This window comes from Pseudomonas sp. LABIM340 (assembly GCF_040017195.2).
Lineage (GTDB): Bacteria > Pseudomonadota > Gammaproteobacteria > Pseudomonadales > Pseudomonadaceae > Pseudomonas.
Genome location: NZ_CM200227.1, coordinates 548437 through 570593, shown reverse-complemented (window position 1 = coordinate 570593; position 22157 = coordinate 548437). Strand labels below are relative to the sequence as shown.

17 protein-coding genes and 1 tRNA gene are annotated in these 22157 nt (G+C 65.8%); 8 read left to right on the top strand and 10 right to left on the bottom strand.

The features are described from left to right. The first annotated feature begins 74 nt into the window (after positions 1-74). Complete coding sequence (locus ABKS89_RS02730) at positions 75-3809, top strand: bifunctional diguanylate cyclase/phosphodiesterase (RefSeq protein WP_138213019.1); 3735 nt, start codon at positions 75-77, stop codon at positions 3807-3809. A gap of 16 nt (positions 3810-3825) precedes the next feature. Further along, positions 3826-3902 (top strand) — tRNA-Ile (locus ABKS89_RS02725). A gap of 59 nt (positions 3903-3961) precedes the next feature. On the opposite strand, the gene relB is transcribed toward ABKS89_RS02725, so the two are convergent. Both relB and ABKS89_RS02715 read right to left on the bottom strand, forming a co-directional pair. Further along, the gene (gene relB / locus ABKS89_RS02720) at positions 3962-4252 is read right to left on the bottom strand and encodes a type II toxin-antitoxin system RelB family anti-toxin transcriptional regulator (protein WP_138213020.1); all 291 of its coding nucleotides are present in this window, start codon (positions 4250-4252) and stop codon (positions 3962-3964) included. Continuing rightward, entirely contained in the window at positions 4252-4566 is a 315-nt protein-coding gene (locus ABKS89_RS02715; protein WP_138213021.1) for a type II toxin-antitoxin system RelE/ParE family toxin, read from the bottom strand. The genes relB and ABKS89_RS02715 overlap by 1 nt, the downstream gene beginning before the upstream one ends. Positions 4567-5046: 480 nt before the next feature. Here ABKS89_RS02715 and ABKS89_RS02710 point away from each other — a divergent pair, with 480 nt between their 5' ends. From ABKS89_RS02710 to ABKS89_RS02695, 4 genes are all read left to right on the top strand, one after another. After that, entirely contained in the window at positions 5047-5532 is a 486-nt protein-coding gene (locus ABKS89_RS02710; protein ID WP_348589150.1) for a BRO-N domain-containing protein, read from the top strand. A gap of 430 nt (positions 5533-5962) precedes the next feature. Then, positions 5963-6301: a hypothetical protein gene (locus ABKS89_RS02705; protein WP_518300983.1), complete on the top strand. Its 339-nt coding sequence runs from the start codon at positions 5963-5965 to the stop codon at positions 6299-6301. Between the two features lie 166 nt (positions 6302-6467). Beyond that, complete coding sequence (locus tag ABKS89_RS02700; protein WP_348589151.1) at positions 6468-8648, top strand: putative bifunctional diguanylate cyclase/phosphodiesterase; 2181 nt, start codon at positions 6468-6470, stop codon at positions 8646-8648. Then, entirely contained in the window at positions 8645-10213 is a 1569-nt protein-coding gene (locus ABKS89_RS02695) for a methyl-accepting chemotaxis protein (RefSeq protein WP_348589152.1), read from the top strand. Before ABKS89_RS02700 ends, ABKS89_RS02695 begins: the two co-directional genes overlap by 4 nt. Here the strand turns inward: ABKS89_RS02695 and ABKS89_RS02690 are convergent. The 5 genes from ABKS89_RS02690 to ABKS89_RS02670 all read right to left on the bottom strand — a co-directional run bounded on the left by ABKS89_RS02690 (position 10210) and on the right by ABKS89_RS02670 (position 14703). After that, positions 10210-10368 (bottom strand): YqaE/Pmp3 family membrane protein, encoded by a 159-nt coding sequence (locus ABKS89_RS02690; RefSeq protein ID WP_003084988.1) that lies wholly within the window; start codon positions 10366-10368, stop codon positions 10210-10212. The genes ABKS89_RS02695 and ABKS89_RS02690 overlap by 4 nt on opposite strands. 227 nt (positions 10369-10595) lie before the next feature. Then, the gene (locus ABKS89_RS02685; protein ID WP_081520811.1) at positions 10596-11945 is read right to left on the bottom strand and encodes a glutamine synthetase family protein; all 1350 of its coding nucleotides are present in this window, start codon (positions 11943-11945) and stop codon (positions 10596-10598) included. Between the two features lie 76 nt (positions 11946-12021). Continuing rightward, positions 12022-12573, bottom strand: a complete 552-nt coding sequence (locus tag ABKS89_RS02680) for a helix-turn-helix domain-containing protein (RefSeq protein WP_138213026.1) — start codon at positions 12571-12573, stop codon at positions 12022-12024. Positions 12574-12586: 13 nt separating this feature from the next. Further along, positions 12587-13876 (bottom strand): NAD(P)/FAD-dependent oxidoreductase, encoded by a 1290-nt coding sequence (locus ABKS89_RS02675; protein ID WP_138213027.1) that lies wholly within the window; start codon positions 13874-13876, stop codon positions 12587-12589. 107 nt (positions 13877-13983) lie between these two features. Further along, on the bottom strand, positions 13984-14703 hold the full coding sequence (locus ABKS89_RS02670) for a COG4705 family protein (protein ID WP_348589244.1): 720 nt from the start codon (positions 14701-14703) through the stop codon (positions 13984-13986). A 342-nt stretch (positions 14704-15045) separates the two neighbouring features. On the opposite strand from ABKS89_RS02670, the gene fnr reads away from it, so the two are divergent. After that, a complete protein-coding gene (fnr, locus tag ABKS89_RS02665; protein ID WP_138213028.1) occupies positions 15046-15747 on the top strand; it encodes a fumarate/nitrate reduction transcriptional regulator Fnr in 702 nt (233 codons plus the stop codon). A 135-nt stretch (positions 15748-15882) separates the two neighbouring features. Here the strand turns inward: fnr and ABKS89_RS02660 are convergent, their stop codons facing one another. Together ABKS89_RS02660 and ABKS89_RS02655 are read right to left on the bottom strand one after the other, a co-directional pair. Continuing rightward, a complete protein-coding gene (locus ABKS89_RS02660; RefSeq protein ID WP_348589153.1) occupies positions 15883-17856 on the bottom strand; it encodes a PhoX family protein in 1974 nt (657 codons plus the stop codon). Positions 17857-18062: 206 nt separating this feature from the next. Then, on the bottom strand, positions 18063-18770 hold the full coding sequence (locus tag ABKS89_RS02655; protein WP_348589154.1) for an MOSC domain-containing protein: 708 nt from the start codon (positions 18768-18770) through the stop codon (positions 18063-18065). A gap of 100 nt (positions 18771-18870) precedes the next feature. On the opposite strand from ABKS89_RS02655, the gene ABKS89_RS02650 reads away from it, so the two are divergent. Beyond that, positions 18871-19749, top strand: a complete 879-nt coding sequence (locus ABKS89_RS02650; protein WP_081519682.1) for a LysR family transcriptional regulator — start codon at positions 18871-18873, stop codon at positions 19747-19749. Positions 19750-20266: 517 nt separating this feature from the next. On the opposite strand, the gene ABKS89_RS02645 is transcribed toward ABKS89_RS02650, so the two are convergent. Then, the gene (locus ABKS89_RS02645; protein WP_348589155.1) at positions 20267-22045 is read right to left on the bottom strand and encodes an acyl-CoA dehydrogenase C-terminal domain-containing protein; all 1779 of its coding nucleotides are present in this window, start codon (positions 22043-22045) and stop codon (positions 20267-20269) included. Positions 22046-22157: the final 112 nt, after the last annotated feature.

Sequence of the window (22157 nt, the reverse complement as noted above, 5' to 3'; positions counted from 1 at the left end):
TTTCTTTGGGCCTTCCATCGGGCAAAGTGCCACGTCTACACTTCGGCATAGTCCCCCCTGGAATGAGGCCCTTCATGCCGCGTCTGCAGGCAGTTCTACTGTGGTGCCTCGCATTCTGGGCAGGTCAGGCGTTCGCCCTGAGCCTCACGCCCGAGGAGCAGCAGTGGCTGCAGGCACATCCCAGCCTGCGCCTGGGCGTCGACACCTCCTGGCCACCGTTTGAGTTCCGCGACACCGAGGGCCGCTACCAGGGGCTCGCTGCCAGCTATGTGCAGCTCATCAGCCAACAACTCAAGGTGAAGTTGCAGCCGGTGGAACCGGCCAGTTGGAGCGAAGTCCTGCAACAGGCACGCGACAACCGCATCGACCTGCTGCCCGGCGTCATGGCTACGCCCAAGCGCCTCGACTACCTGACCTTCACCCGCCCCTACCTCGACTTTCCGATCATCATCCTTGCCCGCAAGGACGGCCCGGCTCCCAGCGGCCTCAAGGAACTCTACGGGCTCAAGGTTGGCGTCGTGGCCAACTACGCGGCTCACGAACTGTTGACCGCCAAGCACCCCGACCTGAACCTGCAACCCTTGCCGAGCGTCGCCGCTGGCCTGCAGGCCCTGGCCACCGGGCAGGTGGATGCATTCGTCGGCGATCTCGCCTCCGCCGTCTGGAACCTGCGCCAGCTCAAGCTCGACGGCCTGCAGATCAGCGGCGAAACGCCCTATCGCTACCAGCTGGCAATGGGCGTGCCGAAGGACCAGGCGATCTTCGCCGGCATCATCGACAAGGTACTGGCCGACCTGACCGTCGAGCAGATCGACGCCCTCCAGGCGCCTTGGGTCGGTGGCCTGCTGGACCGCCGCTCGGTGTGGCGCGAAGTCCTTGAAATCGCCGTCCCCATTGCCCTCCTGACCGCCATCACCCTGCTGGTGCTGTTCACCATGAACCGCCGCCTGCGTGGCGAGATGCAGCGCCGCGAGAAGCTCGAGCAGGCCCTGCGCGACAGCGAGCAGCACTACCGCGGCCTCGTGGAAAGCCTCACCGCCATCGCCTGGGAAATGCGCCTGGCGGAAAACCGCTTCACCTACGTCTCGCCCCACGCCCAGCGGCTGCTTGGCTACCCGATCAAGGACTGGCTGGAACCCGGCTTCTGGCAGCGCACCCTGCACCCGGAAGACGCCGAGCGCGCCATCCACTTCTGCCTCAGCGAAAGCCAGGCCGGGCGCAACCACAGCTTCGACTACCGCATGCTCGCCGCCGATGGGCGGATCGTCTGGATTCGCGACATCGTCACGCTGATCCACCATGCCGACGAGATGATCCTGCGCGGTCTGATGATCGACATCACCGACGCCATGCACACCGAACAGGCCCTGCGCCTGTCCGAGCAGAAGTTCGCCTCAGTGTTCCACCACTGCCCGGACATCATCGTCCTCGCCCGCCGCGTCGACGGACAGCTGCTGGCGGTGAACAGCACCTTCGAACAGCAGATCGGCATCCCCGCCAGCGAAGCACTGGGCAAGACCTCCACCGAGCTGGGCATCTGGGGCGAACCGGGCATGGGCCCGGCAATGCTCGCGCGCCTGCAGGACGATCAACTCAACAACGTCGAGATCCCGCTCAACCGCCGCGACGGCACACGCTTCACCGGCCTGCTCTCGGCCCAGCACATCGTCCTCGACGACACCCCGGCGCTGGTGGTGGTGGTGCGCAACATCTCCCAGGTCAAGGAGACCCAGGAGCAGCTGCGCGTCTCCGAAGAGAAGTTCGCCAAGGCCTTCCACGCCTCCCCCGACGGCATGCTCATCTCGCGCATCAGCGACGGCCGGCTGGTGGAAGTGAACCAGGGCTTCACCCGCATCACCGGCTACAGCCGCGAGGAAGCCGCCGAGCGCTCCACACTGGACCTGCGCCTGTGGGCCAATCCGGCCGACCGCAGCAAGCTGCTCGGCATCCTCGACAACGCCTCCAGCGCCCCGGACTTCACCGCGCAGATTCGCACCCGCGACGGCGGCCTGCGCCTGTGCGAGCTCTCCGCCCACCGCATCACCATCGGCAACGACGACTGCATGTTGACCATTGCACGGGACATCACCGAGCAGCAGCAGATGCAGGAAAAGCTCCGCCTCGCCGCCACCGTCTTCGAAAGCACCGCCGAAGGCGTGATGATCACCGACGCGCACCAGCAGATAGTCGCGGTCAACCGCGCCTTCAGCGAAATCACCGGCTACAGCGAACAGGAAGCCCTCGGCAACTCGCCGCGCCTGCTCGCCTCCGGCCAGCATGACACCAGCTTCTACGTCGCCCTCTGGCACCAGCTCAACGCCGAAGGCCACTGGCAGGGCGAAATCTGGAACCGGCGGAAGAACCAGGAGCTGTACCCGGAGTGGCTGACCGTCAGCGCCGTGCGCAACGCCGACGGCGAACTGACCCACTACGTCGGCGTGTTCGCCGACATCTCCACCCTCAAGTACGCCCAGGCGCGGCTCGACTACCAGGCCCACCACGACCCGCTCACCGGCCTGCCCAACCGCCTGCTGTTCGAAAGCCGCCTGAACGCCTCGCTCAAGGAAGCCCAGGAAGACGATCACCAGGGCGCGGTCATGTTCCTCGACCTCGACCGCTTCAAGCACATCAATGACAGCCTCGGCCACCCGGTGGGCGACCTGTTGCTGAAATCCATCGCCACGCGCCTGCGCGAGCAGCTGCGCGACGTCGACACCGTGGCCCGCCAGGGTGGCGACGAATTCATCATCCTGCTGCCCGGCCTGCACCACGCACTGGATGCCGAGCACGTGGCGAACAAACTGCTGGTCTGCTTCGACAAGCCGTTCATCGCCGGCGAACAGGAGTTCTTCGTCAGCGCCAGCATCGGCATCTGCCTCTACCCCAGCGACGGCGGCGACGTCGCCACCCTGGTGAAGAACGCCGACGCCGCCATGTACCGGGCCAAGGCCCAGGGCCGCAACCGCGTCGAGTTCTACACCCGCGAACTGACCTTCCAGGCCACCGAACGCATGGCCCTGGAACACGAACTGCGCCGCGCCCTGGAGAGCGACCAACTGCAGCTCTACTACCAGCCAAAGCTGTCCCTCGCCAGCGGCCAGCTTGTGGGGGCGGAGGCGCTGATCCGCTGGAAGCATCCGCAGTTCGGCGCGATTTCTCCGGATCGCTTCATCCCCCTGGCCGAGGAGAACGGCCTGATCCTGCCGCTGGGCGACTGGGTGCTGCGCGAAGCCTGCCGGCAGATGAGCCGCTGGCAGGACAGCCATGCCGCCTTCGGCCCGCTGTCAGTCAACCTCGCCGGCGCCCAGCTGCGCCAGACCAACCTGGTCGAACGCATCCGCGAACTGCTCGCCCACTACAACCTGCAGTCCTCGCGCCTGCAGTTGGAGATCACCGAGAGCTTCCTCATGCACCAGACCGAGGAAGCCCTGTCGATCCTGCACAGCCTCAAGCACCTCGGCGTGCAACTGGCCATCGACGACTTCGGCACCGGCTACTCCTCGCTCAGCTACCTGAAGCAGCTACCGCTGGACACCCTGAAGATCGACCAGTCCTTCGTCCACGGCCTGCCGGACGACCCCCACGACGCCGCCATCGCCCGCGCCATCATCGCCCTGGGCCGCAGCATGAACCTCACGGTGATCGCCGAAGGCGTGGAGCACGAAGCCCAGGAGCGCTTCCTCGAAGCCGAAGGCTGCGACCAGATCCAGGGTTACGCGCTGAGCGCCCCGCTACCGGCCGACGCCTTTGCCAACCGCTTCCTGGTCCCGCTGCATCCGGTTGGCGCAAGCCAGAACGCACCGGTATAATCCGCCCGCCTTCTGGGGGCCTATAGCTCAGTTGGTTAGAGCAGAGGACTCATAATCCTTTGGTCCACGGTTCAAGTCCGTGTGGGCCCACCACCCTTTCAGCAAAAAGCCGCGCGGATGCGCGGCTTTTTCGTTTCTGGCCTCACCAGTGCCTATTCGCGCAGCGCTGCGAGCACATGTTCCGGATCGTTATGGATCGCGCGCAGTAGCGCCCTGGCAGGACCGTCCGGCTCGCGACGCCCCTGCTCCCAATTGCGCAATGTGCCCACCGCCACGTCGATTGTCCGGGCGAAAGCGACCTGGGAAAGGCCTGTCGCCTTGCGGATGCTGCGCACCTGAAATGCATCGACGTGGAAAACTCGGGAGGGCTCGCGCGCGCCACTCTCGATCTCGTTCATTTGCTCCATGCTTTCAACGAGCCGGTCGAAGAGACGCTTTTCCATCACTGCCACCCTTGGTTCAGTTTGCGGAGCAGGCCTTTCTCCAGCTCCGTGAGATTGTCCTTGGCACCCTTGCGGTAGATCAGCAGCAGGCGAATCTGACTGGCCAGGCAAAGGTAGTAGTAAATCACCCGCACGCCTCCACGCTTACCCTTTGTGCCACAGGTCCAACGCACCTTGCGCAGCCCGCCCGTTCCCACAATGACGTCACCGGCCTCCGGATTCGCGGCGAGATACTGCTGAAATTGCTGATACTCCTCGTCGCTCAGATGCTCATGCAGGTCTTCGGTGAAAACCGGCGTCTCGATGAAGATCATGACATCCCTGCCGGTAGAACTACGCCAATGGCGTAGTTCTACTATAGAAATTCAAACCTGCAGCCTCAAGGTCGAATCAGACCGATGGAGCATCCGTTAGTCCTTGCGCCACCCCAGGCCGTGTATTTCGCCATGGCGAATGATGCAGTCGAGCAAAGGTCGGCAAATCAAGAATCGCCCTACGCCGCAACTGCGTTGCTGTCCTACAAGACCTCTGCGTAGCGTTCCGCCTGCCACGGTTCGCCGTGGCCAGGAGTGGAATCCTGAAGACATGGGAGGACGGCAAAGCACACGCCATGGCGAATAACGCTGCCTGCAAGAATCAGCGTCTTCTGGCGGTCCATGGCGGACCGTGTAAGGCGGGCTTCGGCTCGGCCGGGTTTTTCGTCCTCTCGATGTCTCGGTATTCCACCCTTGCACGGTCCGCCTCCCTCTGTGGTTGTTCGGGCGGCGGCTTCTGGACGTACATGGAGAGACAGCATGAAGTTTTCCGATTCGATGTCGGCCGACGAAGGCCTGATTCCCACTGTGTTCCCCCGTTACAACCGTCGCCTGCGCGGGCTGCTGATCGAGAAGCAGGCGTGGTTCGTCATTCGTGACCTGGCGAAGCTGACCAATAGCCACATCGGCGAGCGAGTGACGAGCAAGCTCGACCCGGACCAGATTCGCCACGAGTTGCTGATGGGCTCGAAGGAGAAGCTCTATCTGGTCAGCGAGAGCGGCCTCTACGCGCTGCTGCTGGTGCACTTTTATCACCCGGAGAATCGCAGCCTGCGCCAATGGATCAGCACCGAAGTGCTGCCGACCCTGCGCGATGCGCAGCAGAACAATCCGCACCTGCCGCGCCGGCGCATGGAGCAGATCGAAGGCCAGCCGACCAGCGTGATGGATTGGCAGGGCAAGGTCTGGGTGCGCTGGACCGATGCGGTACGCATCATGGAAAACCAGGTGCGTTCGCTGCACTGATAGCGCCCCGGTGCACTTCGCAGGATGGCCTGGAGCGAAGCGATACCCATCGCTTCACGCCCTACCCAATGAGCTTCGCGGACAAGTCCGCACCTACAGGATCAAAGGCCCCTCACCCTGGCCCTCTCCCGCAAGCGGGAGAGGGGACCGTTCGGAGCGAGAAGTAACCTCGGTGTCAGCCGGTACGTTTTGCCTGCTCTGCCAGCACGTAGGGCGCATCACGCGCCAGCGTTATCCGCCGCCAAGGGTCTGGCGGATAACCTGTCTCAGGTTATCCGCCCTACGTTTACCGCGCGTTCCTGGCAATTTACCGGCACCACAATGCGAGCCACTTCACACCAGCTGTCGACTCTCTGGCGGAAGACGCCTCAGCCTATGACAGGGGTCAATATCAGATAGCCACTAGCCACTAAATTGGCATCTCCCTGATATGAGCGATCCCCTCATGACTCTCCACCGGCATCCCGTCCAATTGCTTGTCGCGTCCGAGGACCCGGCGCTGGCGCGCCAGGTTCGTGCCCTGCTGGCAGCCTATGAGCTGCGCTGCGGCGTGATGGAAGGCCCTTGTGACTGCCAGCAGGCACCGCTGTGCCGCTGGTTCCAGGACGCACCGCTGGGCGATACCGGGAAGATCACCGCGCTGCTGGCCGATGCCATCGGTGTGCTGGAGCGCACCCGCCATGCCTTCCGCTCCCGCGAGCTGGGCGAGCTGCGCCAGCGCCTGAGCGGCGCGCTGCAAGAGTTGTCGGGCCCCCGCCCCCTGGTGTAAAAGACAAACCACCCGCGTTCCGCCGTTGCGGAAGCTGGCTTTGCCGGGCAGGACTTGTGGGCCTGCAAGACAAAGCGCCGAGTTTGTCGCCGTCGATTTCGACTGGCCGACGAGCCGGCGCTTTTTTCATGCCCGACAAAAACAGCAGACCCGCAAGGAGCCGAACATGGGCCTGGGACCGAAGCTCGAGAGCGTGCTCGAGCGCATCGGCCTGTCGACGATGGAAGTCGATCAGCGCCTGAGTTACCTGGAGTGGCGCGAGGAGGATGGCTGCCATCTCCACGGTCGCGCCACCGAACTGGAGGGCTGCCACCAGCGCTTCATCGAGCAGCTCTACGATCACCTGCGCAACTACCCGCCGCTGGGGGCGATCCTCGCCGAGCCGGCGACGCTGGCGCGGCTGAAATGCAGCCAGTTCGAGTACTACCGCCAGCTCTGGGATGCCCCGCAGGACGCCGATTACGTACGCGACCGCCTGCGCATCGGGCTGGTGCACCAGCAGGTCGGCGTCGAGCTGAAGTGGTACCTGGGCGCGTATCGCCTGTACCTGGACCAGATGCTCGCCGACCTGATGGGCGATGCCCATGAAGCCAAGACCTACGCCAGCCTGCTCAAGCGGGTGTTCTTCGACATGTCGCTGGCCATCGACACCTACGGCGCGGCCCAGCGCCAGGCGCTGGAGGACAGCGAGGCGCGCTATGCCCGCGCCCTGCGCGGCGCCAACGACGGTATCTGGGACTGGGACCTGGGCAATGATCGCCTCTACGTCTCCGAGCGCTGGGCGCGCATGCTCGGACTGACTCGCGACAACCTCGGCGAAGGCAGCACCAGCTGGTTCGCCCGCGTCCACCCGGATGACCTGCCCGGCCTGCGCAAGGCCATCGACGCGCACCTGCGCGGCAGCAGCGCGCTGCTCAGCCACGAGTACCGCATCCGCCAGCGCGACGGCAATTACCTCTGGGTGCTGGCGCGCGGCGTGGTCACCGACGGACGCATGGCCGGCTCGCAGACCGACATCAGCCAGCACAAGGCCAGCGAACACCAGCTCAGCCATGCGGCGCGGCACGACCCGCTCACCGGCCTGGGCAACCGTCTGCGCCTGGACGAACTGCTGCAGCAGGCCCTGATGCGCCAGCGTCGCCCCGGTGCGCGCGAGTCCGGCCTGCTGTTCATCGACCTGGACCGCTTCAAGCTGATCAACGACAGCCTCGGCCACGCGGTGGGTGACCGCGTATTGGTGGAGGTCTCCCAGCGCCTGCTGCGCTGCCTGCGGCCGGGCGATCACCTGGCGCGCTTCGGCGGCGACGAGTTCGTCGTGCTGCTGGACGATCTGGCCAGCCTGGTCGACGCCGAACAGGTCGCACAGCGCATGCTCGATTGCCTGCGCCAGCCGCTGCACGTGGATGGCCGCACGCTGGTGGTCAGCGCCAGCATCGGCATCACCGGGCTGATGACCGACGGCCAGGCCATCGACACCCTGCAGGCCGCTGACCTTGCGCTGTACCGTGCCAAGGAGGCCGGCAAGGCGCAGTACGCGCGCTTCAGTCTGGAGCTGCAGGCCGAGGCACAGCGTCGGCTGGACCTGGAAAGCGCGCTGGCCCAGGCGCTGCGCCGCGAGGAGTTCAGCCTGCACTACCAGCCCATCGTCCGCCTCGACCGCGATTCGCCGCACTGGGAAGCGGTGGAGGTGCTGCTGCGCTGGAAGCACAACGGCCAGTCGATCTCGCCGCTGGACTTCATCCCGGCGCTGGAGGAATCCGGCGAGATCGTCCCGGTTGGCGACTGGGTACTGCGCCAGGCCTGCCGGCAGACGGCGCTGTGGCAGAGCCAGGGGCATCGCAGCCTGTACTGCTCGGTCAACCTGTCCAGCCGGCAACTGCAGCAGCCGGGGTTCGCCGCGCGGGTGCAGCAGATTCTCGCAGAGAGCGGGCTGTCGCCGCGCAGCCTGGTGCTGGAGATCACCGAAAGCCTGCTGATGCAGGACGGCGCGGAAACCCTCGCCTGCCTGCGCGAACTGGCCGCCGAGGGCGTGCGCCTGGCGCTGGACGACTTCGGCACTGGCTACTCCTCGCTGGGCTATCTCAAGCGCTTTCCGCTGCACATCCTCAAGGTCGACCGCAGCTTCATCACCCGCGTACCCGACGACCCGGAACTCAGCGCCATCTGCCGCGCGATCATCGGCCTGGGCCACAGCCTCGGCCTGGAAGTGGTGGCCGAGGGCGTCGAGCGCCAGGAGCACCTCGACTTCCTGCGCGCCGAAGGCTGCCGCCACGCCCAGGGATTCCTGTTCAGCAAGCCAGTGGCGCCGGAGCAACTGTTCCAGACCCGCCTGGAGCACCAGCGATGAAGCTCAACATGCCCGTCACCGGGCGCCAGGTGGATGTGCCCGGCAATGCCAACATCCTCTCCACCACCGACCTCAAGGGCGCGGTCACCCACGTGAACCCGGACTTCATCCAGGTCAGCGGCTTCGAGGCCGAGGAGCTGGTGGGCTTCAACCACAACCGCGTGCGCCATCCGGACATGCCACCCGCCGCCTTCGCCCACCTCTGGCAGACCTTGCAGGCCGGGCGCAGCTGGATGGGCCTGGTGAAGAACCGCTGCAAGAACGGCGATCACTACTGGGTCAGCGCCTTCGTCACGCCGATCCGCCATGGCGGCAAGGTCGTGGAGTATCAGTCGGTGCGCACCCGTCCCGGTGCCGAGCAGATCGACGCGGCGGAGCGCCTTTATGCGCGCATGCGCCAGGGCAGGACATTGCGTCGCCCGCGCGTGCCGCTGGTCCTTCAACTGCTGCTTGGTCTGCTGCTGGCGCAGGCCGGCGGCGCTCTTCTCGCGCTGCTGCTACCCAAGCTGACGGCGCTGGCCTTCCTGCTGGCGCTGGGCATATCCGGCGCCTGGCTGGTGCTGCGCCTGCAACCGCTGGGCGCGCTGCTCGGGCGCGCACGGAAGATTGCCGACAACCCGCTGAGCCAGCAGCTCTATTCGGGCCGCGCGGACGAATTCGGCGAGCTGGATTTCGCCTTCCGCATGCTGGAGGCGGAGACCGCCGCCGTGGTCGGGCGCATGGCCGACGCATCCCGGCAACTGGCCGAACACTCCGCCGCGCTGGCCGATGCCATGGCCGGCGGCAGTGCCGCTTCGCAGTTGCAGCAGCGAGAGACAGAGCAGGTTGCCAGCGCCATGCAGCAACTGGCGCAGAGCGTCCAGGAAGTGGCCCGTCACGCGCAGCACAGCGCGGTGGCGGCGCAGTGCAGCGAGCGCATCACTCAGTCAGGGCATCAGGACGTGCACGGCACGCGCGGGCAACTCGCCGCGCTGGAAGCCGGCGTGCGCGCGGCCAGTACCGCAGTGGAACAACAGAAGGAGCACAGCGAGGCGATCTCGCGGATGCTCGAGGTGATCCGCGACGTCGCCGGGCAGACCAACCTGCTGGCGCTGAACGCCGCCATCGAGGCGGCGCGCGCCGGGGAAAGCGGACGCGGTTTCGCGGTAGTCGCCGACGAGGTTCGCGCGCTGGCCTCGCGCACGGAACATTCCGCGCGGGACATCCAGGCGCTGGTCGGCAACCTTCAGCAGGGCGCCGAGGATTCGGTACGCGCGCTATGGCACTGCTGCGACCAGGCAGTGGCCAGCCTGGCCCAGGCCGGCCAGGCGGCGGGCACGCTGGAGCGCATCAGCGAGCAGGTCTCGGCGATCCAGAGGATGAGCCTGGAGATCGCCGAAGCCATCGAGGAACAGGGCGTCGCCAGCGAGGACGTGCAGCGCAGCCTGCACGCGATTCGCGGCTCGGCCGACAGCAACGCGGCGAAGGTCGGTACCTGTCAGCGCAGCGCCGCGCGCATGGCGGAGCTGTCGGCGGAGCTGCGAATGCTGGCGGAGCATTTCTGGGAGGGCAGCCGGGCGGGTTAGCGCTTGGCGATGATGTACACGGCGTGGACGATGCCGGGGATGTAGCCGAGCAGCGTCAGCAGGATGTTGAGCCAGAACGCTCCGCCGAAACCGACCTGGAGGAACACGCCCAGCGGCGGCAGAAGGATGGCGATGAGGATGCGGATGAGGTCCATGCGGTGGCTCCTTGTGAGATTGCCTCTTGCATGGAATGGACCGCCGGGCAGCGGAGCGGGTTCAGAGAATCTCGTGCGGGCGAGCGGCGGGCGGGCGATTGTTCCGGGCGGGGCCGGTCTGGCGGCGTACAACCGCGAACGGTTGTACGCCCTACGGAGGTCTCCTGTAGGAGCGCCCCATGGGCGCGATCGCGGGCATGGCCCGCTCCTACAGGGAGCCTCGGTCCTCAGAGGAACCAGCGGTACTCCCGCGCGCTGACTTCGTTCATGAAGTCCAGGTGGTCGTGGCGCTTGTTCTCGCAGTAGACGAAGACGAACTCGCTGCCCAGGCCTTCCTTGACCACCGGGTGGTCTTCCATCTCGGCGACGGCGCCGAGCATGTCGCGGGGGAAATCGATGCCGCTGGCGCGGTCTTCGTTCAGCGGCGGGATCGGTTCCTGGCGGGTTTCCAGGCCGTGCTCCATGCCGGTGAGGATCGCCGCGAGCACCAGGTACGGGTTGGCGTCGGCGCCGGCCAGGCGGTGCTCGATGCGCAGGTTCCTGCCATCGGACTCCGGAATGCGGATGCACGCATCGCGGTCTTCGAAGCCCCAGCTGGCCTTGCTCGCGGCGTTCACGCGGGAGCCGTAGCGACGGTAGGCGTTATGGTTGGCGGCAAAGATCGGCATGCAGTGCGGCAGCAGTTCCAGGCAGCCGGCCACGGCGTGGCGCAGGGCCTGCTGGTTGTCGCGGTCGAGCAGGTTGTTGCCGTCACGGTCGTACAGGCTGACGTGCACGTGCATGCCGCTGCCCGGCGCATGCAGGTAAGGCTTGCTCATGAAGCTGGCGCGGTAGCCGTGCTTGAGCGCCACGCCACGGGTGGCGCGGGTGAACAGCGCGGCCTGGTCGGCGGCGTGCAGGCCGTCGTCGCAGTGGGCGAAGTTTATCTCGAACTGGCCCGGGCCGATCTCGGCGGTAATGACGTTGGCGTCAACGCCCTGCTCGCGGGAGGCTTCGACGATTTCATGGAGCACATCGGAGAAGCGCGACAGGCGCTCGATGTGCATGTTCGGCTGGTCGTCCTCGTCGTCGCTCAACGGGTCGCGCGGGTACTGCGGCAGGCCAGCATCCAGCTTCTTGTCGAACAGGTAGAACTCCAGCTCGAAGGCCACCACCGGGCGGATGCCCTTGGACTCCAGGCGCTGCATGACGCGGGCGAGCACTTCGCGCGGTTCGAATTCGATAGGCGCCTCGGTGCCGTCGGAGCTGATCAGCATCTGCCCCAGCGGCTGGTTCTCCCAGCGCACCGGCTTGAGCGAGCCGGGGATCAGGCGGCGCGGCGCATCCGGATCGCCGTCGTTGAAGCAGTAGTCGCCGATGGGGTGCAGGCCGCCCTGTACGCCCAGCAGCACGCAGTTCTGCGGCAGTTTCAGCGGGCTGCCGGCGGCGACTTTTTCCAGCATGTCCACGGGGTAGCGCTTGCCGTAGAAGTGGCCGGGAATGTCCAGGCAGATCAGGTCGACGTAGCGGATGTCCGGGTATTGCTGGCGGAAGGCGCGGACTTCGCTGAGCAGGTCGGGATGCATCGGGCGGTTCATGATGTTCTCTGGGGCCTTTGTGCGGGGGCGGCCGGATCGTTTTCCCAAGCCAACCCTCGCGGGCTGGCTTGGGAAATCAGGTGAAGATCCACAGCACCCTGGTTGGTTTGTCGGTGAGGTTGCCGTAGCGGAACTGGCTGTGCGGCGGCAGCTGGAAACTGTCGTTGGGGTAGAGGGTGACGGTGTCGTCCTCGTACCAGATGGTCAGCTCGCCTTCGAGGACGAAGCCGCCCTGCTCCGAGCTGTCGTCCAGGTGGCCTTCGCCGCTGGTGGCGCCGGGGGCGAGGATGCTGTCGAGCATGGAGAAGCCGCCGGACATGTTCGGCGAGGCGAGGATGTCAGTGACGCCACCGGCGTAGTACAGGGTGCGGCGGTCGTTCGGCCGGGTCACCCAGTCGCGCTCGCGGCGGGTGTCGCCGGCGTAGAAGTAGGTGGTCGGTACGCCCAGGGCTTCGCTGATGGCGGTGAGGTCGGCGACGGTGGGTTGCGACAGGCCGCGCTCGACCTGGGAAAGAAAGCCCACCGAGCGGCCGATCTGCTCGGCCAGCTCGCCCAGGGTGAGGTTCTTGTGCTTGCGCAGGTCGCGGATCAGCGTGGCAAGGTGTTCGTTGGCAACCGTCTGGGTCATGTCAGGGTCCGGATCAGATGAAATCCCGTAATCGATACCAGGCCTTGCCGACGGCTTCCAGTGGCGCGGCGAAGCGCTGGCCGCCGGGGAACCCGGGATTGCGGATGCGTTGATAGAGGTCAAGCTCGTCGCTGCGGCCGCACATGGCTTCGCTCACGGCGTGGGCGGCGGCCAGGCTCGGCAGTACGCCGTGGCCGGAATAGCCCTGCAGCCAGTAGAGGTCGCCGCGCCGGCCGATGTCCGGGGTGCGCCGCATGCTGCAGTCGATGTGCCCGCCCCAGGCGTATTCCAGCTCCACACCCTTGAGCTGCGGGAACACCCGCTCGACATAGGGGCGCGTGGCAGCGCGAATGTCCGAAGGCATGCCGCCCAGGTAGGTGCAGCCGCCGCCGAACAGCAGGCGATGATCGGGGGTCAGGCGGAAGTAGTCGAGGACGAACTGGTTGTCGGTGACGCAGCAGTTCTTCGGCAGCAGCGAGCGGGCCAGCTCCTCGCCCAGCGGCGCGGTGGCGACCTGGTAGGTGCCCACCGGCAGGATGCGTTCGGAGACGTCGCGGTCCAGCCCGTCGATGTAGGCGTTGCAGGCCAGCACCAGGGAGGCGCAGCGCACGCTGCCATGCTCTGTGGTGACCTCATAGCCGCTGCCAGTCTCGCGGAAGCTCAGCGCACGGGTCTGCTCGAAGATGCGGCCACCGGCGCGCTCGATGGCGCCCGCCAGGCCGTAGGCCAGTTTCAGGGGATTGAGGTGCGCGGAGTTCGGATCGTACAGCCCGGCCTGGTAGCGGTCGCTGGCGATCCACTGCGGGAGGTCTTCACGGGGAATGAACTGCAGGCCTTCGTAGCCCCAGCGGCGATTGGCCTCGGCCTGCCAGTCGTAGAGCGAGCCGACCCGGCGTTGCAGCACGGCGGTCCACAGGTGGCCGATACGGTAGTCACAGTCGAAGCCGTGGCGTTGCGGCAGGTCGCGCAGTTCGTGGGCGGCCCAGAGCATGCCCTGCCACAGACGCAGCGCGCCTTCATGGCCGAGGTCGTCCTCGATGGGGCCCAGGTCGCTGGACCAGCCCGGCAATGCCTGCCCGCCGTTGCGTCCGGAGGCAGCCCAGGCGATGCGGCTGGCCTCGATCATGCAGACCTGGCGGCCACCTTCGACCAGTTGCAGCGCCGTGTGCAGGCCGCTGAAACCGGCACCGATCACCAGGACTTCGCACTCCAGCGGCTCGTGAAGGGCTTCACGGTGCTGGATCAGCTCGGGGTTGGCGCCGGCGTAGTAGGTGCCGACCGGTTCGGGCGAACGCAGGAACATCGCTACCTCGTGAAATTGTTCTGATTATTTTTCATGAAAAATAACAGAACAAATTTCACAAGGCTAGCCCGTCATCACTTTCGCGGGACGGGTAGCGTTTTAACGAATCAGGACGACAGCACCGCTGCGCCGCCCCGCTCCTCGCGCTTCTGCCGCACGCTGACCACCACCACCAGCGCCACCAGGATAGCGGCGAGGATGGCCGAGGAGCCGATGGTGCCGAAGTCCAGCCCGCCCTTCTCGTGGGACTTGGTCAGCACATCGCCCAGGGTCGCGCCGAACGGACGGGTCAGCACGAAGGCCACCCAGAACAGCAGCACCGAAGACAGCTTGGTGAAGTAGTGCAGCGCCACCACCACGGCGATCAGGCTACCGATCAGCAGCGCGCCGCCGGCGAAGCCCAGGCCGGAGTCGTCGGCGAGGAAGTCGCCCAGCGCGGTGCCCAGGGTGTTGGAGAAGAGGATGGCGATCCAGTAGAACATCTCGCCCTTGAAGGTGCGGATGTTGTCCACCGACAGCGAGGTGCCGCTGAAGCGCCAGACCGCGAAGATCGCAGCCAGGATGCTGATGAGGATCGCCGACCCGGTGGCGTAGCCAAGCTCCAGCGTGCGGTCCATGAAGTCCGACATGGTGGTGCCGGCGGTGCTGGTGGAAAGGATCACCAGCCAGTACAGCCAGGGCACGTAGCGCTTGCTGGCGAGCTGGCCAACCAGGGTGACGAGGAACAGGCTGATGAGGATCAGCGAGCTGATCGCATAGCCGACGTTGAGGGTCATCGACAGCAGGTCGCCGGCGGTTTCCCCCAGGGTGGTGGCGCAAATCTTCATCACCCAGAAGGCCAGGGTGATCTGTGGCAGTTTATTGTTCACGGGTTTGTCTCCGGAAATGAGCGGGATCGACGCGCGCCCTTGCTGACAAAGCGCGTCGCTGCACCCCGGAGTTGGCGGTCTCCCCCGATAACCCCCTGGCGCATGGTCGTGGAGACTGAGGGCGGCGCGGTGAAGAAAGGGTCAAGCCGGTATGAAAAATCCATTGGCCAATTTCGCTTCTGCGGCGGCCGACGGATGACAGATCACGCTCAGTTGCTATGGTTTTACGTGGGGGCGATGCGCCCGAAGACCGCTTGACTGCGCGCAATTGGCCGGCGCATGGGGATATGGATGAATCAGATGATCAAACCGCAACCGTACTGCAAGAACTGCCGGCTGGCGCCGCCGACCCTGAGTGACGACAAGGTCATGGAGCTCGAGGCGATCATCAAGCCGGGGCACCTGCTGCACAAAGGGGACTTCGTGTTCCGCCAGGGCGACCCGTTCCACAGCGTGTACCTGGTGCGCTCCGGTTCGATCAAGACTTTCACCACCAATGAACAGGGGCTGGAGAAGATCACCGGCTTCTACTTCGCCACCGAGATCTTCGGCTTCTCCGGCATGGGCGAAGGCAGCTATCCGGTGTCGGCGCAGGCGCTGGAAAGCACGCTGTGCAGCGAGATTCCGTTCAGCCAGCTGGAGGAACTGTCGCTGCAGATTCCGGGGCTGTCGCACCAGATCATGCTGATGATGAGCCGCAAGATCCGCGAGGATCAGCAGATGAAGCTGCTGCTCTCGCGGTTGAACTCCGACTCGCGCATCGCCGCCTTCCTGCTGAACATTTCCGCGCACTTCCGCGAGCGCGGCTTCTCCGCCACGCGCTTCCGCCTGAGCATGTCGCGCAACGAGATCGGCGATTACCTGGGGCTGGCGGTGGAGACGGTGTCGCGCAGCTTCACCCGCCTGCAGAAGCACGGGCTGATCCGGGTGGACGGCCGGGAGACGGAGATCCTCGATTTCACCGAGCTGTGCGCACTGGCCGGAGGTGAGGTCGAGCTTTAAGCCCCCGCTCCGGAATCCCTCTGTAGGAGCGGGCCGTGCCCGCGACCAGCCCCGCGCCATGCCTTTCAGGCCGGCGCAGGGGCAGAATCCGGCCTACCGGCCGGTTCGCGGGCATGGCCCGCTCCTACACGGCCATCACGTACCGATCACACCGCCATCATCCTTGGTGATCACCAGCGTCGTGGAACGCGGGATGCTCTTGCCGTCGCTGGCCGGGAAGCTCAGCGTCGGGTGCTGGATGTTCACCCACAGCGTCTTGCCGTCCGGGGTCTGGGTGATGCCGGTCAGCTCGCAGCCGCGCGGGCCGACCAGGAAGCGGCGTACTTCACGGCTTTGCGGGTCGGCGCAGAGCAACTGGTTGCAGCCCATGGCCTGCATCGGCGCTTCGGCGTCGTCATAGTCGGTCTCGATCCACAGGCGGCCGGCGGTATCGAAGTACAGGCCATCCGGCGAGGAGAAAATGTCGCCGTTGATGGTGCCGATCAGGTTCTCCGGCGCGCTGGCGCCCTTGTGCTCGCCGGCCAGCAGGAAGATTTCCCACTGGAAGCTGGTGGCGGTCGGATCGCCGCCGGCTTCGTTCCAGCGCAGGATCTGCCCGTGCAGGTTTTCCTTGCGCGGGTTGGCGGCGTCCACCGGCTGCTTCTTGCCGCGGGCATCGTTGTTGGTGAGGCTGACGTAGACCTCGCGGGTGGTCTGCTGCACGGCGACCCACTCAGGCCGGTCCATGGGCGTGGCGCCCAGCTTGTCGGCGGCGGCGCGGGCGTTGACCAGCACCTCGGCCTGGCTGGCAAAGCCGTTCTCGGCGGTCAGGCCATTCTGCCCATGCACCAGCGGCAGCCACTGGCCGCTGCCATCGGCATTGAAGCGCGCGACATAGAGCGTGCCTTCGTCCAGCAGGTCGACGTTCGCCGCGCGGTTGTTCGCGTCATATTTGCCGGCCGGGACGAACTTGTAGATGTACTCGCCCTTGGTGTCGTCGCCGTAATAGAACGCCATGCGGTTGTCGGCGCCCAGTGAGAGGGTCGAGCACTCGCGGCAGAAGCGGCCCACTGCGGTGCGCTTCTTCGGCGTGGAGGTCGGATCGAACGGGTCGATCTCCACCACCCAGCCGAAGCGGTTCGGTTCGTTGACGTGGCCGCCGTGGGGCTGGTCGGCTTTCGGCGTGGCGTCGAAGCGCGCATCCACCGCTTCCCAGGCGTAGTAGTTGCTGAACTGGCCGTTGGACAGGCCGTAGCGCTTGTGCGAAACGCGCTTGGCGTAGTCGGCCTTGTCGCGGTTGACGAAGTACTGGTGCCAGTTCTCTTCGCAGGCCAGGTAGGTGCCCCAGGGCGTGACGCCCATGGAGCAGTTGTTCAGGGTGCCGAGTACCTGTTTCGCGTCCGGGTCGCTGACGGTGCGCAGCATGTCGTGGCCAGCCAGCGGGCCGGACAGGTCCAGCGGCGAACTGCCGGTGATGCGGCGGTTGTAGCTCGAGCCCTCGACGCGCTGCCATTGGCCGCCGGCGTCCTTCTTCACCTCGATCACGCTCAGGCCATGGGCGGCGATTTCCTTGCGCACCTCGCCTTCCGGGCGGCCGCGCGAACCATCCGGGCGGTCCTCGAAGGTCTGGCCCTTGGGGTGCAGCGTCGGGTTGATGTACTCGTGGTTGATCACCAGCAGGCCGTGGCTGTCCGGCGCGTCGGGGAAGGGGAAGTAGTGCATGCCGTCATGGTTGTCGCCGGCCTGCAGTTCCTGGGCTTTCCAGTCCTCGCTGGCATCGCCTTTCCAGGCCGGCGAGCCGCTTACCACGGCGTCGCCCCAGGAGAAGAACGGCCGCGCGCTGTAGCCCTCGGCGACTATCACCCGGTCGAATTTCGGGTCCTGCTGCACCGGCACGCCCTTGAAGCCCAGCAGCGCGGTGGGCACCGGGGCGTCGGCGGCGAACAGCGAACGGCCGGGGAACAGGCTGCCGCCGAGGAAGCCGACGGCGCCCAGCACCAGGCTGTTCTTCAGCAGGCGGCGGCGCGAGGCGTCGATGATCTCGCTCATCGGCACGTTGCCGGAGGGGTTGATCGACTCGTCGTCGAAGGCGGCCAGTCGGTCGTGGAAATCCTGGAAACGCTCGCTCATCAGATGGTTCCTTCCGCGCGGCCGTCTTTCTGACGGCTCGGGTTGTCAGTAGAAGCTATCGGCGGAAGGTTAGGAACGCGGTGTTACGTCGGCATGACAACGCCGCCGAGCCCTGTGACAGGCTCGGCGGCGGCAATAAAAGCCGCCCCGCAGGACCAAGACGACGTCCGGGGGCGGGCGCGAGGGCATTTGCGAAACAGTGCGGCTCAGCTCTGCAGGCCGCCCTGCTCCGAACATTCGGGGCCCGCCAGGCGGGCCGTCCAGTCTTCCAGCACGCCACTGGTGAGGCGTTGCGCGGCGGTCTTGCGCCAGCGCAGTGAGAGCGCGTCGCAGGCCATCATCAGGCGCAGTCCGGTACGTTCCAGCGGGTGGCCGAAGTACCAGTCCAGCAGGCTCGCCACGCTGAGCTGCGGGTAGTGCCGCTGCACCAGCTCCAGCGGCGCGTCGGGGGCGACCATGCCGGAACGGCGCACCCGGTAGAACCAGCCGCAGCGCCCCTGCTCCTGCACTTGCTGCGGCAGCTCGGGGAGATTCCAGCGCCGCGCCAGGCGGTAGCTGGGTGAGCGCGGCTGGCTCACTTCGATCAGCGCTTCGCCCCAGCGGAACAGGTCGCCGATGCAGACCTCCTGCTCATTGAGGCCGAAGGTCGAGAGGTTTTCGCCGAAGGCCGGCGGTCGCCAGCGCGTCTGCGGGTAAAGCTTGCGCCAGTGGCGGTAGTGCTCGGCCGGGTAGTGGTGCAGCGCGCGGTCCAGGCCGCCGTCGCGGCGCAGGTCGGGCCGGGCGTCCCCCGGCAGCCCTTCGGTGCCGAGCCAGACTTCCTGATGCGTTTCCAGCCTGTCGATTTCGCTGAGCAAACCGCCCCAGCTCTCTTCGACTTTGCCTATGAAAACGCCCTGGATAACGATGCTTTCCACCTTTGTCTACCCATCTGAGACAGCGGACAAGCGCTAGAGTAGAGGCCTGGATAGCTGACTATCCATTTCGATTTTCCAGTTTCGTTGATAAGCAGACCTTATGGATTTCCGCCAGCTCCGCTATTTCGTCGCGCTCTACGAGGAAGGCCATGTCGGGCGCGCGGCCGAACGCCTGGCAATTTCCCAGCCGGCGCTGTCGCAGCAGATCCGCCAGCTGGAGCAGAATCTAGACGTGGCGCTGTTCCAGCGCAGCGGCAAGCGCCTGCTGCCCACCGCCGCCGCGCACACGCTATACAACCATGCGGTGCCGCTGCTCGAAGGCCTGGAGCGCGCCCGCGAAGCGCTGCGGGGTTTCCGTGGGCAGAGTGCGCGCAGCCTGGCCATCGGCGTGCTGCAGACGGTCAACGCGAGCCTGGTGCCGCACCTGGTGGAACGCCTGCACGCTGCGCAGCCGCACGTGCAGGTGCGCATCTACGAACTCTCCGGGGTGGAGATCGAACGCCGCCTGCTGATCGGCCAGCTGGACATCGGCATCGGCTTCCTGCCTCCGCGCCAGCCGGCGCTGCATGGCGTGGAGCTGTACCCGGACGAGTTGCAGTTGGTGATCCCGGCGGAGCATCCGCTGAAGGACTTCAAGAAGGTCTCGCTGGCCCAGGCGGCGGAACTGCCGATGCTGCTGCTCGGCGAGGAATTCCGTGCCCGGCAGATCTGGCAGGAACAACTGGCGGCCATCGGCCGGCGGCCACGGGTGCAGGCGGAGCTGAACCACATGGGCGGCATCCTCGACAGCCTGCCGCAGAGCCGTTTTGCCACCGTACTGCCGGGGCGGGCGCGGCAGATGCACGCGCACAAGGACCTGCTCTGGAAGCCATTGAGCGAACCGCGCATTCCGCTGAGCGTGGGGCTGGTCTATCGCGATGCGCAGCGGCAGCAGCCGACGGTGGAGCTGTTGCGGTCGTTGCTGGATGGGGCGGTGTGATGCCCAACATCGCTGATGGGTATCGCTGCGCTCCACGCCATCCTACGTTTGTGCTCGATGGTTATTCCGTCACGGGATGCAGGATGGGTGGAGCGCAGCGATACCCATGCGGCCACAGCCCCACACGGAGCATCTACGTAGGGCGCATAACCTGGAACAGGTTATCCGCCATCCAGCCCAGCGGCGGATAACGCTGGCGCGTTATTCGCCCTACGGGTAATCGCAGGCAAGAAAAAACCCCGCTTCTTGCGAAGCGGGGTTTTGCAGACCGATATCCTGACGTCCATGCAGGCCACCATCCGTGGTGGAATCCCTATATTTCCGTGTTGTCTTTGGCGCTTCCTGCGCAATGTCCTGACTGAGGAGAAGGTTACCGCCGTAAGCCTTTGTCAGAAAGACGCCGATCACCACCGCTGTTTGTAAGCTTTGGCTTACACGGATTCGTACTAGCGTCCTTCGGAAAGGAAATATCCCCATAAAAAAGCCCCGCCGGAGCGGGGCTTTTCGGATCAGCCGCTTAGAACTGAGCGGCGTCCAGCAGGTAGAGCGACTCGCTGCCGGCCTTCACCGAGGCACTCAGCGAGTGAATGCGCGGCAACAGGCGGGCGAAGTAGAAGCGCGCGGTGCCGAGCTTGCTGACATAGAACTCGTCCTGGCCTTCCTTGCCCAGCGAAGCACGAGCCATCAGGGCCCACATGTACGCGTAGGCGGTGTAGCCGAAGGCATGCAGGTACTCGACCGAGGCGGCGCCGATTTCGTTCGGGTTGCCCTTGGCGCGGTCCAGGACCCAGGCGGTCAGCTCGTCCAGGTTCTGCACGGCGGCGTTCAGCGGGCCGGTGAATTCGGCCAGTTCGGCGGAGGCCGAGGCGGTGAAGGCGCGGATCTCGTCGGTGAACAGCTTGCAGTAGGCGCCGCCGCTGCCGACGATCTTGCGGCCCATCAGGTCCAGCGCCTGGATGCCGTTGGTGCCTTCGTAGATCTGGGTGATGCGGCAGTCGCGCACCAGCTGCTCCTGGCCCCATTCGCGGATGAAGCCGTGGCCGCCGAAGATCTGCTGGCCGTGGATAGTGGTTTCCAGGCCCATGTCGGTGAGGAAGGCCTTGGCCACCGGAGTCAGCAGGGCAACCAGTTCCTCGGCGCGCTTGCGGGTGGTCGGTTCTTCACTGTACTTGGCGGTGTCCAGCTGCATGGCGACGTAGCTGGAGAAGGCGCGGCCGCCTTCGTTCAGCGCCTTCATGGTCAGCAGCATGCGACGCACGTCCGGGTGAACGATGATCGGGTCGGCGGCCTTGTCCTTGGCGACCGGGCCGGTCGGCGCGCGGCTCTGGATACGCTCGCGGGCGTATTCCACGGCGCTCTGGTAGGAGCGCTCGCCAGTGGCCAGGCCCTGGATGCCAACGCCCAGGCGCTCGTAGTTCATCATGGTGAACATGGCGGCCAGGCCCTTGTTCGGCGCATCGACGATCCAGCCGGTGGCGCCGTCGAAGTTCATCACGCAGGTTGCGGAGCCCTTGATGCCCATCTTGTGCTCGATGGAGCCACAGGACACGGCGTTGCGCTCGGCCAGGGAGCCGTCTGCGTTGACCATCACCTTCGGCACCAGGAACAGCGAGATGCCCTTGGAGCCGGCCGGCGCGTCGGGGAGCTTGGCCAGGACCAGGTGGATGATGTTCTCGGTGAGGTCGTGCTCGCCGCCGGTGATGAAGATCTTGGTGCCGGAAATCTTGAAGCTGCCGTCGGCCTGCGGTTCGGCCTTGGTGCGGATGATGCCCAGGTCAGTGCCGGCGTGCGGCTCGGTCAGGCACATGGAACCGGCCCAGGTGCCGGCGTACATGCTCGGCAGGTACTTGGCCTTGAGTTCTTCGCTGGCGTGGTTGAGCAGCGACAGGCAGGCGCCGGCGGTCAGCATCGGGTACAGGCCGAAGGACAAGTTGGCCGAGTTGACCATTTCCTCGACCTGGGCGCCGATCACCTTGGGCATGCCCATGCCGCCGAATTCCGGCGCGCCGCCCACGCCCACCCAGCCGCCTTCGGCGTAGGTACGGTAGGCCTCGGGGAAGCCGGCCGGAGTCTTCACGCCCTCGGCGCTCCAGCTGCAGCCTTCTTCGTCGCCGCTGCGGTTCAGCGGGGCGATCACACCGCCGGTGACCTTGCCGGCCTCTTCGAGGATCGCGGCGGCGGTCTCGACGTCGACGGTCTCGGCCAGGGCGGGCAGTTCGGCCCACAGGTTGGCGACCTCGAAGACTTCATTGAGGACGAATTGCATGTCGCGCAGGGGAGCTTTGTAGTCAGCCATGATGGATCCTCGAACGAAAACGACGGCTGATCTGGCAGCCAGCGGTATCAGAATAGGAGGTACACGAAGGTACGCCGCCGGAGTTTACTCCAACAACTTTTCAGACTTTAAG